The organism is Streptomyces sp. DSM 15324 (assembly GCF_001514285.1).
In the GTDB taxonomy this organism is placed as follows: Bacteria; Actinomycetota; Actinomycetes; order Streptomycetales; family Streptomycetaceae; genus Streptomyces.
This window is the reverse complement of sequence record NZ_KQ949024.1, coordinates 633,193-649,708: the sequence shown is the minus strand read 5'-3', so window position 1 is coordinate 649,708 and position 16,516 is coordinate 633,193. Positions and strand designations below refer to the sequence as shown.

10 protein-coding genes are annotated in these 16,516 nt (G+C 73.0%); 4 read left to right on the top strand and 6 right to left on the bottom strand.

What is annotated here, in order from left to right:
- Nucleotides 1-37 precede the first annotated feature (37 nt).
- The 6 genes from AQJ58_RS08975 to AQJ58_RS08950 are packed head-to-tail and all read right to left on the bottom strand — an operon-like array spanning nucleotide 38 to nucleotide 9,845.
- Complete coding sequence (locus tag AQJ58_RS08975; protein WP_067247063.1) at nucleotides 38-2,239, bottom strand: non-ribosomal peptide synthetase; 2,202 nt, start codon at nucleotides 2,237-2,239, stop codon at nucleotides 38-40.
- Nucleotides 2,236-3,975: an acyl-CoA dehydrogenase family protein gene (locus tag AQJ58_RS08970; protein ID WP_159056223.1), complete on the bottom strand. Its 1,740-nt coding sequence runs from the start codon at nucleotides 3,973-3,975 to the stop codon at nucleotides 2,236-2,238. Before AQJ58_RS08970 ends, AQJ58_RS08975 begins: the two co-directional genes overlap by 4 nt.
- Nucleotides 3,959-4,708, bottom strand: a complete 750-nt coding sequence (locus tag AQJ58_RS08965; protein ID WP_067247058.1) for a thioesterase II family protein — start codon at nucleotides 4,706-4,708, stop codon at nucleotides 3,959-3,961. The genes AQJ58_RS08970 and AQJ58_RS08965 overlap by 17 nt, the downstream gene beginning before the upstream one ends.
- Before the next feature lie 25 nt (nucleotides 4,709-4,733).
- The gene (locus AQJ58_RS08960) at nucleotides 4,734-7,718 is read right to left on the bottom strand and encodes a type I polyketide synthase (protein WP_067247056.1); all 2,985 of its coding nucleotides are present in this window, start codon (nucleotides 7,716-7,718) and stop codon (nucleotides 4,734-4,736) included.
- A gap of 45 nt (nucleotides 7,719-7,763) precedes the next feature.
- Entirely contained in the window at nucleotides 7,764-7,976 is a 213-nt protein-coding gene (locus AQJ58_RS08955; protein WP_067247055.1) for an MbtH family protein, read from the bottom strand.
- A gap of 48 nt (nucleotides 7,977-8,024) precedes the next feature.
- On the bottom strand, nucleotides 8,025-9,845 hold the full coding sequence (locus AQJ58_RS08950; RefSeq protein ID WP_079078787.1) for a condensation domain-containing protein: 1,821 nt from the start codon (nucleotides 9,843-9,845) through the stop codon (nucleotides 8,025-8,027).
- Between the two features lie 65 nt (nucleotides 9,846-9,910).
- Here AQJ58_RS08950 and AQJ58_RS08945 point away from each other — a divergent pair, with 65 nt between their 5' ends.
- From AQJ58_RS08945 to AQJ58_RS08930, 4 genes are all read left to right on the top strand, one after another.
- A complete protein-coding gene (locus AQJ58_RS08945) occupies nucleotides 9,911-10,210 on the top strand; it encodes a phosphopantetheine-binding protein (protein WP_067247050.1) in 300 nt (99 codons plus the stop codon).
- On the top strand, nucleotides 10,207-11,757 hold the full coding sequence (locus tag AQJ58_RS08940; RefSeq protein WP_067247047.1) for an amino acid adenylation domain-containing protein: 1,551 nt from the start codon (nucleotides 10,207-10,209) through the stop codon (nucleotides 11,755-11,757). Before AQJ58_RS08945 ends, AQJ58_RS08940 begins: the two co-directional genes overlap by 4 nt.
- Nucleotides 11,758-12,163: 406 nt before the next feature.
- Entirely contained in the window at nucleotides 12,164-15,316 is a 3,153-nt protein-coding gene (locus AQJ58_RS08935; RefSeq protein WP_067247045.1) for a non-ribosomal peptide synthetase, read from the top strand.
- Nucleotides 15,313-16,500, top strand: a complete 1,188-nt coding sequence (locus tag AQJ58_RS08930; RefSeq protein ID WP_067247042.1) for an acyl-CoA dehydrogenase family protein — start codon at nucleotides 15,313-15,315, stop codon at nucleotides 16,498-16,500. Before AQJ58_RS08935 ends, AQJ58_RS08930 begins: the two co-directional genes overlap by 4 nt.
- The last annotated feature ends 16 nt before the right edge of the window (nucleotides 16,501-16,516 follow it).

Sequence of the window (16,516 nt, the reverse complement as noted above, 5' to 3'; positions counted from 1 at the left end):
TGTTCTCGGCAGGCGCTGCCGTGGAACCGACGTTCGGTCATGCTGCGGTCACCGGCACGGGCGCAGGGCCCCGCTCGGCCAGGGCCGCCCGGTCGAGCTTGCCGCCGACGGTGCGCGGGAACGCGGGCAGCGGGGTGTAGGTCGCGGGCCGCATCCACTGCGGCAGGAGCCGTTCGGCCCGCTCCCGCACCTGCTCGACCGTACCGGCGGCCGTCAGCCGTACATAGGCGTCGAGCAGGGAGCCGTCGCCCCGTCGCCGGCGTACCACCGCGCACTCCAGGACCTGCGGGTGCTCGGCGAGCACGGCCTCGATCTCGCCCAGCTCGACCCGGTAGCCGCGGATCTTCACCTGGTGGTCGGCCCGGCCGTGGAACTCCAGACGGCCGTCGGCCGTCCAGCGGGCGCGATCCCCCGTGCGGTACATCCGTGAGCCGTCACCGGCCCAGGGATCGGGCAGAAAGGCCGCCGCGGTGAGACCCGGCCGCCCGAGGTAGCCGCGGGCGACCCCGGGCCCGCAGACGTACAGGTCGCCCGTGCACCCGGCCGGGACGTGCCGCAGCCGGTCGTCCAGCACCCGGACCGTCTGCCCCGGCAGCGGAGCGCCGAGGTGCGCAGGCCCGTCGGCCCGTACGAGCGCCGCGGTGGTGTCGACGGTGGTCTCGGTGGTGCCGTACACGTTGACGGCGTCGCACCGGTCCCGCAGGTCCCCGAGGCGCCGCTGGAGCGTGGGCGACAGGGACTCGCCGCCCACCCACAGCCGCAGCCCGCTGCCGACGCCGAGCCGGGGGCCGAGCCGCGGCAGGACGTACTCCAGGTGCGAGGGGGTGATGTCGAAGTCGGTCAGCCTCTCCTCGGCCAGGGCCCGGGCCAGCCGTCCCGGATCCAGCCGTACGGCGTCCTCGAACAGCACGAGGGTGTCGCCCCGCACGACACGGATCCACTGCTGCACCGACGCGTCGAACGACGGACTCGCGTTCCATCCCACCCGGCCGGTCCCCGCGCGGATCGTGCCCGACTCCTCCAGCCCGGCCAGCAGGGCGGCCAGGGAGGCGTGCGAGACCTGGACCCCCTTGGGGCGGCCGGTGGACCCGGAGGTGTAGATGACGTAGGCGCACTGCTGCGGGTGGACGGGGCGGCGCGCGGGCTCCGCCTGGTCGGGGGCGCTCTCGTCGCCCTGCGGAGGGACGACCGCGACGGTCTCGCGGCGGACCCCGTCCGGCAGGACGCCCTCCCGGCTCACCACGATCCCGGCGCCGCTGTCGTCGAGCATGTAGGCCAGCCGCTCCACCGGGTAGGCCGGGTCCAGGGGGAGGTAGGCCCCGCCGGCGCGCAGCACGCCGAGGATCGCCACGAGCAGGTCGGCCGAGCGGGGCAGGCAGACGGCCACCACCGACTCCGCGCCGGCTCCCGCCGAGACGAGCCGCCGGGCCAGGTGCTCCGCCCGCAGGTCGAGCTCAGCGAAGGACAGGGCGGTGTCCCCGTCGACGACGGCCACGGCACGCGGCCGCTCCCTGACGGCCGCGTCGAAGCGTTCCAGCACGGTCACCGGACGCCTCGTCAGCGGGACACCCACGCCCAGCCCGGCCACGTACACCTCGTCCCGCTCCTCCTGGAGCGGCAGCCCGTGCAGCGGGGCGTCCGGCTGCTCCGACGCGGTGCGCAGCAGCAGACGGTACCGCCGGGTCATCGCCGCCACCGTCGACTCCTCGAACACGGCACCCGAGTAGTGCACCCGGAAGGCGAGGCCGCCGTCCTCGCGCGGCTCGTACGCGAGGGCGAGGCCGTGGCCCGTGACCCCGACGAGCGCCCCGCCCTCGGCGAAGGCCACCTGCGCCGTGCCGGGCCCCTCCGGACCGGCCGCCGTGGGCGGCGGGTCCGCGAGGGTGTCCAGCGACCTCCCGGTCGCCTCCAGCAGGCTCCGGAAGGACGCGGTCGGCGCCACCTGCGCCCGCAGGAGCCCACCGCGCACCCCGACCGTGAAGTCCGACTGGCCCGACCAGCGCGCCAGCTCCGCGACGAACGCCGTGAGCAGGGCCGTGTGCAGGGTCGCGCCGGACCCGGCCGCCGCCTTCTCGCACGCGGTCGCGTCCTCCGCGGACACGTCGAACGCCAGCCACCGCTCGGCCGGCGGTGCGGCCTCGCGGGGCCGGTCGACCGGCAGGGCCGGGGCGCCGGGGCCGTCGAGGAGGGGGGAGGCCGTCGTGGCGCGGGGACCGTGGGGGAGGCCCGGATCGGTCATGAGTGGACTCCTTGCTGGTGGTGCGGGTGGTTCCCGGCCGGTGGTACGGCGGTCAGGGCGTCCCCGAGCAGTTCCTCGTGGGCGTGGCCGCCCAGCCACCGCGCGGCCACCCCGGCGTACTGTTCGGCGCAGCCCTCGTCGAGCTGCTCCCAGAGCCCGGTCAGCCGGCGCCGAGCCGCCGCGCAGTGGATGTCGGCCAGCTCCCGGGTGCCGGAGGTTCCGGTGGGGTCCTCGGCGGCCGAGCGGGCGAGGACGGCGCCCATGGTGAGCAGCTCGTTGGCGATGCCGTGCAGGGTCAGCACGGTGTGCTGCTCACGGAAGCCGTCCGCCCGGTCCGGATGGCGCTCGGTCAGCTCACGGCAGGCACGGGCCAGTTCCGCCGCCTGGGCGGTGACGTGGGCGACGTGCCCGGCGCACGGGCCGCCGAGCGTCTCGGCGATGCGCCGCCCGGCCTCGGCCTCGTCCCCGGGCGGGGCCTGCCGGTACGTCCGTTCGTAGTAGCAGTCGGTGAGGCGGATCTGCCCGGCCAGGAGGTCCACCAGGTAGTCGACGCCACCGGAGATCCGCAGCCCTCGGGCGTCGCGGTGGAACCGCTCCAGCGGCAGGGGCTGGACCCCGCGCCGGGCCTTGCTGGCGGCCGTCTCGTAGCCCTCGCCGCCGAGCAGCCCCATCGTCCGCTCCAGGACCCGCCAGCAGGTCTCGGAGGCGACGTTCTTCAGCACCGCGTGCTCGTGCAGCGGATCGGTTCCCCCGCTCAGCAGGGTCCAGCGGACCAGGCTCTCGACGGCGTAGGTCTCCGCCACCGACAGGGCGACCATCCGCTGGATCTCCGGGAACGAGCCGAGCGGGCGGCCGTCGATGGTCCGGCGGTTCGTGAACGCGCGCGACCACTCCAGGCACAGGCGCGAGACGGCCAGGGACGGCGGTACGACGCTCATGGTCCGCGCCAGGTAGATGAACTCCTTGACCTCGCGGGCCAGCCGCCCGAGGTCACCCCCGGTGAGCATGCGCGAGGCGGGCACCTCGACGTCGTCGAGGATCACCCGGCCGATCGGGGCGCCGCCCAGGCCCATGAAGTCCTGCTGCCCGGCCACGTGCAGACCGGGGGACGCGGTGTCCACGAAGAACGACGCGCTCTGCGGTCCCTCGTCCGTGTGCACGGTCGCGGTGACGTCGAGGAGGTCCGCGATCACCGCGTTGCCGATGAACACTTTCTCGCCGTTCAGCCGGTACGCCCTGCCGCCGTCCACCGGCGTCGCGACGGTCGTCTGACGGCTGTTGCCCGCCCCGGCGGGTTCGGTGTCGGCCCGGCCGGAGACGTTGCCGGCCGCGACGTGGGCGCGCAGGACGTCGCGCAGCGGACCGTCCAGCGGCATCTTCAGATAGGCGCCGGCGCCGAACCCGTTGCCGATGCCCATGACGTTCGCGACCGGCAGCGACCAGCTCGCCGCCGCCTCGATCAGCCGGAAGGTGTTGTACGGCGACAGGCCCCGGCCGCCGTCCTCCCGGGCGACCATCAGGCGCAGGCAGCCTCGGTCCCGCAACTCCTCGACCACGGCCTTCGACAGCTCCCGGGCGTGGTCGGTGCCGGTCGGGTCCACCCGCTCGTACAGGAACCGGGTGAACTCGGCGACGGCCTCGTCCCCGGTGCGCCGGTCGGCCTCGTCCTGACCGGGGAAGGCGGCGATCAGATCCCAGCGGAAGGTGCCGAGGAAGAGCTCATTGGACAGGCTCACGGCGGGTGCCGAGGTGGCCGCGGACGATGTCGAGGAGTTCTTCACGCTGTTCCCTCAGGTAGAAGTGGTCGCCGGGCAGGACGTGGGTGCTCAGCGGGTGGGTGGTGTGCTCGGCCCAGCCCGGCAGGAACGCGGTCTCGGTGTCCGACGCGCCGCCCAGCGCGATCACCGGGAGGTCGAGCGGGGAGGCGGGCACGTGCCGGTACGTGTCGAGGATCCGGGCGTCAGCGCGCAGCAGCCGTACGACGATCTCCCGCATCTCCGGGTCCTCGAGGATGTCGGCGGGCAGCGGGCCGAACGCCTCGACGGTGCGCAGGAACAGGTCGTCGTCCAGGTGGTGGGTGGGCGGGGTGTGCGGCTGGAGGTGGGGGGCTCCCATGGCGGACACGAACAGCAGGGCCGGCTGCCGTCGGCCGTGCTCGCGCAGGGCCCGGGCCACCTCGTAGGCGGTGAGGGCGCCGAGGCTGTGCCCGAAGAACGCGAACGGCCCCTCGAACTCGACCTCGTCCAGGAGCGCGCCGACCAGCGTGTCCATCGCGTCGTACGGCGGTTCGTCGATACGTCCGCCCCGCCCCGGGCCCTGCACCCCCAGCACCTCGATGCCGGGCAGCCGGTCCGCCCACCTCATGTACTCGCTGGGGGACGCACCGCTGTGCGGGAAGCAGTACAACCGCACGGCGGCCTTCGCGTCCGGGTTTCTGCGCAGCAGCCAGCGGGATGCTCGGCCGGTCATCGGAGAACTCCGTTCCTTCTCGCGTTCACTTCTCGGGTCGTTCGTCGGGTCGTTCCCCGGGCAGCAGACGGGGCAGCAGCCGCGAGACGCTGGGGGCCAGGAGGATCGTGCGCACGGTGACCTTCACGCCGAACTCGCGGTGGATCAGCGTCGCGAGGCGGGTGGCGATCAGCGAGTCACCGCCGGCTTCGAAGAAGTTGTCGTCGGGTCCGATCGCGTCGAGTCCCAGCACCTCGCAGAAGACCCGCGCGAGCCGGGCGGCCGTGTCGCCGGTGTGTCCGGGCGTCGGGGACGCGGCCGCGGCAGTGGTGTCCTGCGCCGGGGGCTCGGGCAGCGGCCCGGCCGTCCGGGGTGCGGCCGCCGCCGTGCGCGGCGCGGGCACGGCCGGGGCCGGGGCGTAGCGCCGGCGCTGGAACGGATAGGTCGGCAGGGGCACCCGGTGCCGCTCGGAGGGGTGGATCCGGTCCCAGGACAGGGGAAGGCCGTGCCGCCAGAGTTCGCCGGCCGTGTCCAGCACCGCGGCGTGCGCCGAGGTCTCCTCGACGGCGTGCGGCAGGCTCGACAGCACCCGGTGCCGGTCCGTCATGGACCGGTGGCGGCGGGTCAGGGTGGCCAGGGTGTGTCCGGGGCCCACCTCCAGCAGCACGCCCGGCTCCCGCAGGGCCGTGGTCAGTGCCTCGTCGAACCGGACCGTGTGCCGCAGGTGCCCGGTCCAGTACCCCCGGTCGCGCACCTCGTCCGCCGTCACCGCGCGGCCGTGGCTGTCGGAGATCCACGGGACGACGGGGCTGTGCGGCCGTACGGCCCGTACCGTCGCGTCGAACTCGTCCAGCACCGCCTCGACCAGGTGGGAGTGGGCCGCGCTGGAGATGTGCAGCCGACGGGTGTCGACCTCCCGTCCCTCCAGTTCCCGGCGGAAGCGTTCCGTCGCCTCGGCGGGGCCGGACACCACGCACTGGGAGGCGCCGTTGACGGCCGCGATCGACAGCTCGTCCGTGAGCAGGGGGCCGAGTTCGGCGGGGGACAGGGCGACGGCCAGCATGGCTCCGGTGGGCAGGCTGCCGAGCAGCTTGCCCCGTTCCACGACCAGCGTCAGCGCGTCCTTCGGGGTGAGGACGCCCGCGGTGCACGCGGCGGCGTAGGCCCCGAGGCTGTGGCCGAGCACCCGGGTCGGGGAGATCCCGAGGGACTGCCAGAGTCCGGCCAGCGCGTACTCGAGGGTGAACAGCACCGGCTGGGCCAGTTCCATCGCGTCCAGCCGCTCGCGGACGGCCGCGAACCGCTCGGGGTCGTCCGGGCCGACGAGGAGGGCGGTGCGCACGTCCTCGCCGAGCTGCCCGCCGAGGACGGCGACGCAGGTGTCGACCCGTTCCCGGAAGGCGGGGGACCAGGCGTACAGTTCCCTGCCCATGCCGGGATGCTGGCCACCCTGTCCGGGAAAGAGGAACGTCACCTCGGCCGGGTCGGTGCGGCGCGGACCGCGGCCGGTGGCCCCGCGCAGCAGGCGGGCGGCGCCCGCGTGGTCCTCGGCGACGACGTGCAGCCGGTGGTCGTGCGCGGTCCTGCCGGTCTGGAGGGTCCAGGCCACGTCCGCGAGCGGCGCCCCGGGGTGCTCGGCCAGCCGGTCGGCCAGCGACTCGGCGGAGGCGGCCAGCCCTTGCGGGGTCGGGGCGGAGAGGACCAGCAGCTGGGGGCCGGCCGCGTCCTCCCGCTCCGCCGCGGCTGCGGGCGGCGGCGCCTGTTCGACGACGACGTGCGCATTGGTTCCGCCGATGCCGAGCGAGTTGACGCCCGCCCGGCGCGGGGTGTCCGTCCGTGGCCACTCGGTCGTCCGGTCGTTCACCACGAACGGTCCGGAATCCAGGCCGAGTTCCTTGTTGGGCCTGGTGAAGTGCAGGGTGGCCGGGATGACCCCGTGCTCCACGGCGAGGACCGTCTTGATCAGGCTGATGACACCGGAGGCGGTGTCGGTGTGCCCGATGTTCGACTTGACGGACCCGATCCGGCAGAACCCCACCCGGTCGGTGTCGGCCCGGAAGGCGTGGGTGAGCGCGCTGATCTCGATCGGGTCGCCCATGGGGGTGCCCGTTCCGTGGGTCTCGACGTACCCGACGGTGTCCATGTCGATGCCGGCCACCGCGTAGGCCGTGCGGATGGCGGTGGTCTGGCCGGTCACGCTCGGAGCGGTGAAGCCGACCTTGTCGACACCGTCGTTGTTGACGGCCGAGCCCCGGATGACGGCGTGCACGCGGTCCCCGTCGGCGAGCGCGTCGGAGAGCCGCTTGAGCAGCACGACCCCCGCGCCGTCGGCGGCCACGGTGCCCTGGGCCTCGGCGTCGAACGGCCGGCAGTAGCCGTCGGGGGCGAAGATGCCGCCCTCCGGCGGGATCACCACCGGATGGGGGGTGCGCAGGCTGACGCCCCCGGCCAGTGCGAGGAAGCACTCGCCGGCCACCAGGGCCTGCACGGCGAGGTGCACGGCGACCAGCGAGGTCGAGCAGGCGGTCTGCACCGTGACGGCGGGGCCGGTGAGCCCGAGCTTGTAGGCGGCCCGGGTGGTCAGGAAGTCGACTCCCGTGGCGAGCTGGAGGTGCCAGTCCGGTACGACGCCGGCCACGGACGGGTCGGCCCGCAGCTGCTCCGCGTAGGAGGAGGCGCCGGAACCCGCGTACACGCCGATCGGGCCCGGCTGCCCGGCCGGCACGCAGCCGGCCCGCTCCAGGGCCTCCGCACAGCACTCCAGGAAGAGACGCTGCTGCGGGTCGAGCAGCAGGGCCTCCGCGGGCGAGTAGCCGAAGAATCCGGCGTCGAAGCAGTCCGCGTCGGGAACGATGCCGTAGGCGGGTACGGCCCGGCCGTCACCGGCCTCGGGGAAGCGGGTGATCAGGTCCTTGCCGGCCACGAGGTGCTGCCAGAACTCCTCGGTGTCCGCGGTGCCGGGATAACGCCCCGCCATGCTGATGACCGCGACCGCGGCGCTGTCGTCGCCGAGGTCGTCCGTGTTGCTCATGTTCGCCTTTCTGCCGGGCGCGGTGAGGGGGATGACGCCGGAGGGTCAGTCGGCGGACGGGGCGGTGGTGGCCTGCCGGAGGCCTCGGGGACGCATGTCGGTCCAGTTCTCCTCGATGTACGCCAGGCAGTCCTCGCGGGAGCCGTTCTTCGGCTCCTTCACCCAGCCCTGCGGCATGGGCAGATCGGTGGGCCAGAGGGAGTACTGGTCCTCGTGGTTGCGGACGACGACGAAGTCCTCGCAGCTCTCGAAGGGCATGGCTCTTCTCCTCACTCGGGTGGTGTGTGGTGGGCCGGACGGGCCCGGTCAGCCCCGGTCGGTCGCGTGCAGGGCGCGCCGCCGCTGGAGGGCCCGGGCGCGCTCCACCCGGTCCTTCGCCGCCCGGGGCTCGGGGGCCGCGGTGCCGGGGCGTCCGGTGCCGGACAGGTGGGCGCTGAGCGCGGTGATGGTCGGGTGCTCGTAGAACGCCACCATCGGCAGTTCCCGGTCGAGCAGGCGTTCCAGGCGTGCGTGGATGGCGGCGAGCGCCAGGGACTGGCCGCCGACGTCGAAGAAGTTGTCGTGGACGGTGACCCGGTCGTTCTTGAGCACGTCCCGCCACAGGGCGAGGAGCGTGGTCTCCAGGTCCGCGTGCGGCGGCGGGCCGGCGGCGGGCGCGTCCGGGGCGTGCGTGCCCGGGGCGGGCGCGGTGCCGTCGGTCGCCGCCTCGCCGGGGACCGCCCCGGTGAGGAACGTCTCGGTGAGGACCGTCCCGGGTGCGGCCGGCAGGGTGGCGAGCGCCTCGCCGTACCGCTGGACGAGCCGGCGGGCCCAGCCGTGGTCGACGATCCGCGGGTCGTAGGTCAGGGAGATCCGGTGCTGCCCGTCGGCGGTGGGCTCCACGGCCATGCCGAGGGCGAACTTGGCCGTGGTCGGCGCCAGGGCGACCGGCTCGGCCAGGAGCCCGGCGAGCACGGGCGGCTCCGGGAGGGCCGCGGGCGCGGCGAAGGCCGTCTGGACCAGGGGGGTGCTGCCCGCGACGCGCGGCGGCCGGACGGCCTCCACGATCGCCTCGAACGGCACCTGGTCATGGGAGAAGGTGTCCCAGGCGGACTCGCGGACCCGGGTGACCAGTTCGGCGAAGGTGCCGGCCCCGTCCAGGTCCACCCGGATGGGCATGGTCTCGACGAACAGGCCGATGAGATCCCGCAGTTCGGGACGTGACCGGCCGGCGACCTGGGTGCCGACCAGCAGGCTGCGCATCCCCGTGTGCCGGGCCAGCACCAGGGCGTAGCACGCGAGCAGCACGAGGAACGGGGTGGCCGAGGCACTCCGGGCGAGCGCCGAGACCGCCTCCATGGTCGTCGGCGGCACCGGGGCCACCAGCTGCGCGCCCTGCTCCGCCATCTCGTCCGCGGGGGCCTCGCGACGGGGCAGGGAGAGCGAGACGGGCGCGCCGTCGAGGTGGGCGCGCCACCAGTCGAGGTGGTGGTCCAGCGCTCCGTCCGAGAGCCGTCGGCGCTGGCGGCGGGCGTGGTCGGCGTACTGCAGGGCGGGCTTCGGCGGCGTGGCCTCGGCACTCCGTGCGATCTGCGGTCCGCCCGGGGTGTAATGGCGGGCCAGCTCCCGGTACAGCACGTCGATCGACCAGCCGTCGAATACGGCGTGATGGAACGAGAAACACAGCAGGTGCTCCTGCTCCGTGACACGCACCCAGCGGACGCGCAGCAGCGGACCCTTTTCCAGGTCGAAGGGGAGTGCCGCCCACGCTGTCACGACGGAATGGGCCTCCGCTTGCCGGGTGTGTTCCGGGAGCGACGTCAGGTCGATGAATTCGAGCGGGATTTCCAGGTTCTCCGCGATATGCTGGAAAGGAATACCCCGGGCGTTTATCGGGAATGTCGTGCGCAGCACGTCGTGGCGTTCTACGATGCGCTGCACTGCACCGTTCAGTGCCTCCCCGTCGACCTCGCCGGACAGGCGCAGCACCACGTCGAAATTGTAGGCGGAGCTTCCCGGGTGCAGTCGGTCGAGGAACCATAGTTTCTGTTGGGCGAATGACAGCTCGGCGTCCGCGTGTAATTCAGACACGCTGCCTCCCCTTGTTCGTGCGGTTTCTGTATAGCGTCCGGCCGGCGGTCCGCACATGTCAAGGAATGGGGTGTCTACCGTTTCTCTACAGGAGATAAAAGTCCCGTTGCTAGCCTGGCCGCATGACGCGTATTTCAGAACAGAATCCCGCGCTCGACAAGACGATCGCCCCTGTTCTCCAGGCCATCTGGGCGGAGGCTCTGGGCCTGGAGAACGTCGGCCCGGACGACGACTTCCTCCAGGTGGGCGGCCACTCGCTGCTGGCCATGCGGATCGCCGCCGAGGTGAGCGAGACCTTCGACATCGAGCTGCCGATGACCGCTGTCTTCCGGCACCCCACGCTCGCCGCGTTCGAGGTGGCCGTGGAGAACGCGGTCCGTGAGCAGGCGACGGCGGGGCTCTCCGGCCGGGGCTGGGGATGACGGCCGCCCGGACCGGAGTCGGTCAGCCGGCGGCGATCCACCGGTGCTTCGAGGCGCAGGTTGCGCGGTTCCCCCGGGTCACGGCCCTGGAGACGGCCGACACGCGGGTCACCTACGCGGAGGTCAACCGGTCGGCCAACCGTCTGGCCCGCCGGCTGCGCGCCCTCGGAGTCGGCGACGAGCAGCCTGTCGCGCTGCTGCTGGAGCCGTCCGTCGACTATGTGATCGCCGTCCTCGCGGTGCTGAAGGCCGGCGGCTGTTACGTCCCCCTGGACGTCGGATACCCGCCCGCCCGGCTGGCGGCGATCCTGGAGGACACCCGGGCGAAGGTGGTGGTCACCCGGGGTGACCTGGAGGAGGGGCTGTCCGCTCACGGCGCCCGTACCGTGCTCCTCGACGACGCCTGCGAGCCGTTCACCGCCGGGGACGACGAGAACCTGGACGTGCCGGTCGGGCCCGATCACCTGGCGTACGTCGTGCACACCTCCGGGTCGAGCGGTCGGCCCAAGGGGGTCATGGTCCGCCACGGCGGGGTGGTGCGGCTGGTGCAGGACCCCGACTGGATCCGGCTGGGGCCGGGCGAGGTGATCCCCCTGCTGACGTCCGTCTGCTTCGACGTCTCGATGTTCGAGATGTGGGGCGCGCTGCTGAACGGGGGCTGCCTCGTGCTGGCGCCCGGCGCCACGTCCTCCCTGCGCACCCTGGGCCGGGTCGTCGCCGACCACGGGGTCACCACGATGTGGCTCACCGCCGGGCTCTTCCACACCGTCGTGGACGAAGGGGTGGAGATCCTCGCCGGGGTGCGTCAGCTCCTCGCGGGCGGGGAGGCGCCGTCGGCGGAGCACGTGCGCAAGCTGCTGGACGCGCATCCGGGCATGCGCTTCGTCAACGGCTACGGGCCCACCGAGGCCACGGTCTTCGCGGCCACGCACACCGTGGTCCCGCCCTGGCGCGCGGACGGGGCGGTGCCCATCGGCAGGGCCGTGGACGGCACCGACCTCCATGTCCTGGACGACGTGCTGCGCCCGGTGCCGGACGGGGAGCCCGGGCAGTTGTTCATCGGAGGGGCCGGACTGGCCCGTGGCTACCTGGACCGCCCGGGCCTGACCGCGGAACGGTTCGTGCCCGACCCCCACGGCGCCGTCGGCGGGGGGCGGCTGTATGCCACCGGCGACCGGTGCGTGCGGCTGCCCGACGGCACCGTCCGCTACCTCGACCGGATCGACCGCCAGGTCAAGGTCCGGGGGTTCCGGGTCGAGCTCGGTGAGATCGAAGCCACGGTGCGGCGCCATCCCGCGGTGTGGGACGTGGCGGTGGCACCGCACGGCGACAGCCCGGAGAGCCGCCTGCTGGTCGCCTACCCGGTGCTGGACCCCGCCCGGGCGGCGCAGGACGCGGACCTGACGCTGGCCGAGGTGCGCTCATGGCTGCGCGAGCAGCTTCCCGCCCACATGGTCCCCGGGGTCTGGCGGACGCTTCCGCGGCTGCCGCTGACCTCGAACGGCAAGGTCGACCGGCGGCGACTGCCGGAGCCGTTCGCCGCCTGAGGCCGTCGGGGCCCGCCGCGTCGCCGCAAGGTTGGCGAAATGACACTCGATTTCCGTTTTCTCCCCACCTCACTTTGTTGCCGTGCAGTTTGGTGAGTGATCCTACTGGTTAGTAACAGGGCCTCGAGGGGGGAAAGTGATACTTGAACATGCAATTTTGAAACGGAATCGAGAGTTCTCGTGAGCGTATTCCTGCACCGTCTCGCTTTCTGGGCCGTCGGCGGGCTGGTCGTTGTGTCCTCCGTGATGCTGGGATCCACCGTGATCCACCCGGAAGGTCGGCCCGTCGCCATGACGGCTACGCCGGCGGACAGCGGCTGGGGCGGATGAATCCGCCGTACCACTCGGAGATCGCCGGGTTCAAGAAAGCCCTTCGTTCACAGGCGTTGCGGCGCGGCGAAGCTGAATGCCGACCCTAACGAGGAGTATCTCTGTGTTCAATCTCTCCACGTCCCAAGAAATCGTGTGGTTGCACGAACAGCTGCTTCCCGGGAGTCGCAGCTACAACTTCACCGCTGTCCTCGACCTGCGCGGCACGCTCGACAGCGCCGCCTTACGGGCGGCCCTGGCCCAGGTCATCGCCCATCACCCCGGGCTGCGCCTGGAGCTGGTGCCCCAGGCCGGCTCCCTTCCCGGCCAGCGGGTCCGGGCCGGAGCCGAGCCCCGGCTGCGCGCCTCCGACCTCTCCGGCGAGGCCGATCCGGAAGCGGCGTTCCACACCCTCCTGCGTCAGGAGGCCGAGGAGCCCATCGATACCGAGAACGCGCCGATGCTCCGCTGGCACCTGGTCGAGATGGGCGGCGGACTGCACCGTCTGATCCAGGTGGAACACCACCTGACCCACGACGGTAAATCCTTCGCGATCCTTCTCCATGATCTGTTCACGGCCTACCGCGCGAACGTGGAGAAAAAGCCTCTCGAACTGGCCCCCACGCGGTCCTACGAGGAATTCGTCCGAGCCTCCTCCAGTGAAAAGGACGAGGTCAGGGAAAGCAGCCTGCAATACTGGCTGAAAGAACTCCGGGACGTCCCCCTGAGCACCGCCCTGCCCGGACTCACCGTCCCCGGCGCACAGCGGCGGCACCGAGGCCGCCAGGTGCGACAGCTCATCGACGGCGAGCTCGCCGAGCGGCTGCGCGAGCACTGCCGCGGCAGCGGCCACACCCCGTTCAGCACCCTCCTCACGCTCTTCGGCGAACTGCTGCGCCGGTACAGCGGACAACGCGACATGGTCATCGGCACCGCCGTCGGCAACCGGCCACCGGGGTCCGAACGCACCATCGGCATGTTCGTGAACACGATCCCCCTGCGGGTGAGCCTGCCGGCCGGGGCGGACGGCGTCACGGCCGTCGACGAGGTCACCGACGCGCTGCTGCGGGCCCTGCCGCACCAGGACATCCCCGTGCAGGAACTCACCAGGACACTGGGGCTGCACACCAGCGGCGCGGACAACCCGCTGTTCAACGTCATGTTCAGCGCGCACGACGCGCCGCTGCCGCAGCTGGACACACCCGGCCTGGACGTCTCCCTCTTCGAGGGATTCAACACGGGCACCACCCGCTTCGACCTCGACGTGGTGCTCCTGCCCGACGCCCGGCGTGTCGTCGGCGCCCGCAGCGGCCCCGCCGGAATGACCCTGATCTGGGACCACGACGCCGACCTGTTCCCCGGCGAGGCCGTCGACCTGCTGATGGACCAGTACCTGGACCTCCTGCGCGCCTACCTCGCCGAACCCGCCGCCGCCCTGCACACGCTGGCCGCCCCGCAGGCCCCCGCGCCGCTCACCGCGTCACCGCAAGCGGGCGTCCTCGACCCGCTGACCGCCCACGACCCCGCCTCGCCCGCGCTGATCACCAGCAACGGCACCCTCACCTACGGCGAACTCGACCAGCGGGTTTCCGCACTCGTGACCCGTCTGCGCGAGGCCGGCGTCACCAGCGGCCAACCCGTCGCCGCGGTACTGCCCCGGGGCGTGGACAGCGTCGTCGCCCTGCTCGCCTGCCTGCGCTCCGGCGCGGTGTACGCGCCCCTGTCCCCCCGGGACCCCGCCCACCGGCTCGGCACCCTGCTGGACCGGCTGCGCCCCGCCCTGGTGCTCGCCACCCGGGAGAGCTCCCTCGCCCTGCCCGCCGACCGCACCCCCGCCCTGCTGGACGGGCCCGCCTTCCCGCAGGCCGCGCCCGCCGAGCCGCTGAAGGACGCCGCCTACCTCATCCACACCTCGGGTTCCACCGGCGTACCCAAGGCCGTGGTGGTCGGCCGTGACGCCCTGGCCGGCTACGTCGGCACGATCACCGCTCGCTACGGGCTCGGCGCACACGACAAGGTGCTGCTGTTCGCCCAGCCCTCCTTCGACGTCGCCCTCGAAGAGGTGCTCCCCACGCTGGCCGCCGGCGCCGCTCTGGTGGTCCCGCAGCGCGAGATACCCACCGGCCCCGAACTCGTCGCGGTCCTTGCGCTGCGCGGCGTCACCGTCGCCAACCTCCCCACCAACTACTTCCTGGCCTCCCAGGAGCCGCTGCGCGAAGCCCTGCGGGACGGCCGCTGGTCGCCCCGGCTCATCGTGCTCGGCGGCGAGCGGCTGCCCGCCCGGGTCCTGCGCGGTGTCCTCGCCGACACCGACGCCACCGTCCTCAACGCCTACGGGGTCACCGAGGCCACCGTCTCCTCGACGGTCCACGAGATCACCGAAGGGGACCTCGCCGCCGACGGCGACATCCCGCTCGGCACCGAGCTGCCCGGCGTACAGGTGCACGTCCTCGACGACACGCGCACACCCCTGCCCGCCGGTGCCGTCGGCGAACTCGCCATCGCCGGACAGACACTGGCCGAGGGCTACCTCGGCCAGGACGAGACCACCGCGGCCCGGTTCGTGAACCTGCCCGCCCTCGACGGCCGGCGGGTCTACCTCACCGGCGACCGCGGCTACCGTGACCGCGCCGGCCGGCTCTTCTTCCTCGGTCGCCAGGACAACCAGATCAAGCTGCGCGGACACCGCATCGAACTGGAGGAGATCGAGGCCGCCGCGGCCGCCGAACTCGGCGGCCGGCCCTGCTCGGTGGTCCTCGTCCCCGACGGCGAACAGGGCCCCCGCCTGATCGGTTTCGTCCAGGGCACCGAACAGCCCGACCACACCGAACTGACCGCCGCGCTCACCCGTACGCTGCCCAGCGCCCTCCTCCCCAGCAGGTGGTTCGCGGTCACCGAGATGCCGAGCATGACGTCCGGCAAGCCCGACCGGGCCGCTCTCGCCCGCATCGCCGCGGAGCGGGAGACGGCCGAGACGAAGCGGGCGCACACCTCGGCCGACTTCACCGACCCGGCACAGGCCCTGCTCGCCCGAGCCTGGCAGGAAGTCCTCGGCCACGCGCGCTTCTCGCCCGACTCGCACTTCTTCGAGGTCGGCGGCCACTCCCTGCTCGCCGCTCAGCTCGCCGCCCGGCTGGAACCCCACCTGGACAAACGGCCCCCGCTGCGCACCTTCTTCCAGCACCCCGTGCTGGCCGACCAGGCACGCGTCCTGGAACTCGCCACCGGCGCGCCGGCGGGGCAGTCGTGACCGTCGCAGCGCACGACGCCGCTCCCTCCAGCGCCCTCGAGGACGACCACCTGGACCTGGTGCGCTCCTTCGAGACCTTCATCCGGCGCGAACTGGAGCCGATGTCCGCCGATCTGCCGGAGACGGGCGACCTGCCCCCCGCCGACCTGCGGGCCTACGTACGCAAACGCTCCGCCGCGCTCGGCTTCTACGCCGGCGAGTACCCGGAGGAGCTGGGCGGCTCCGACATGCCGCTGACCGCCGTCGTCCAGCTGCACCACGCCGCGGGCCGCAGCGGCTGCCCGCTGGCGCCCTACGCGCTGGGCGGCTCCGACGGCCCGAGCCCGCTCCTGCGGCACGGCACCGACGAGCAGATCCAGCGCTACCTCGTACCGCTGGTCCGCGGCGAACTCATCCGCTGCCTCGCGCTGACCGAACCGCACGCCGGGTCGGACGCCTTCCGGCTGACCACGGTGGCCACCCGGGACGCGGACGACTGGGTCATCAACGGCCGCAAGACCTTCGTCAGCAACGCCGACCGGGCCGACATCGCCCTCGTCGTCACCGCCACCGACCTCGGGGACGGCCGGGCCACGGGCTCCACGGCGTTCGTCGTCCCCATGGACCGGCCGGGGCTGCGGATCGGACAGCGCTACGAGGGCATGTCGGGCGAGCCCATGTTCGAGCTGCTCTTCGACGACGTCCGCGTCGGCCCGGAGGCCGTCATCGGCGGCGAGCCGGGCATCGGGGCGGCCACGGCCCTCGCGATCGACAGCCTGTCCCGAGGCCGGCTGATCGTGGCCGCCCAGTGCAACGGCATCGCCGAACACGCCCTGCGCCTGGGAGTGGAGTACGCCCGCACGCGGACCGCGTTCGGCGAGCGGATCGGCGGCTACCAGCACATCCAGGAACACCTGGTGAGCAGCCACGCCGAGGTCGAGACCGCCAAACTGCTCACCCTCGCCTCGGCCCGGCTCCTCGACAGCGGCAAGGAGGCGCCGCAGAACGCGGCTCTCGCCAAGCTGGTGGCCTCCCAGACCGCGCTGCGCGTCGTGGACCGCTCGCTCCAGATCCACGGGGCGACCGGCTGGGTGCGGGGTCACCCCCTGGAGTTCCTTTACCGCCACGTCCGCATGATGACGATCATCGAGGGGACCACCGAGGTCCAGAAGGTGATCGTCGCCAAGGCCCTGGGCCTGCACTGACCGGCCCGATCGCCAG

Excerpts from the sequence above, each read along its gene's own strand:
- AQJ58_RS08975 (WP_067247063.1), bottom strand. The coding sequence starts at position 2,239 with ATGACCGATCCGGGCCTCCCCCACGGTCCCCGCGCCACGACGGCCTCC.
- AQJ58_RS08965 (WP_067247058.1), bottom strand. The coding sequence starts at position 4,708 with ATGACCGGCCGAGCATCCCGCTGGCTGCTGCGCAGAAACCCGGACGCG.
- AQJ58_RS08960 (WP_067247056.1), bottom strand. The coding sequence starts at position 7,718 with ATGAGCAACACGGACGACCTCGGCGACGACAGCGCCGCGGTCGCGGTC.
- AQJ58_RS08955 (WP_067247055.1), bottom strand. The coding sequence starts at position 7,976 with ATGCCCTTCGAGAGCTGCGAGGACTTCGTCGTCGTCCGCAACCACGAG.
- AQJ58_RS08950 (WP_079078787.1), bottom strand. The coding sequence starts at position 9,845 with ATGTGCGGACCGCCGGCCGGACGCTATACAGAAACCGCACGAACAAGG.
- AQJ58_RS08945 (WP_067247050.1), top strand. The coding sequence starts at position 9,911 with ATGACGCGTATTTCAGAACAGAATCCCGCGCTCGACAAGACGATCGCC.
- AQJ58_RS08940 (WP_067247047.1), top strand. The coding sequence starts at position 10,207 with ATGACGGCCGCCCGGACCGGAGTCGGTCAGCCGGCGGCGATCCACCGG.
- AQJ58_RS08935 (WP_067247045.1), top strand. The coding sequence starts at position 12,164 with ATGCCGACCCTAACGAGGAGTATCTCTGTGTTCAATCTCTCCACGTCC.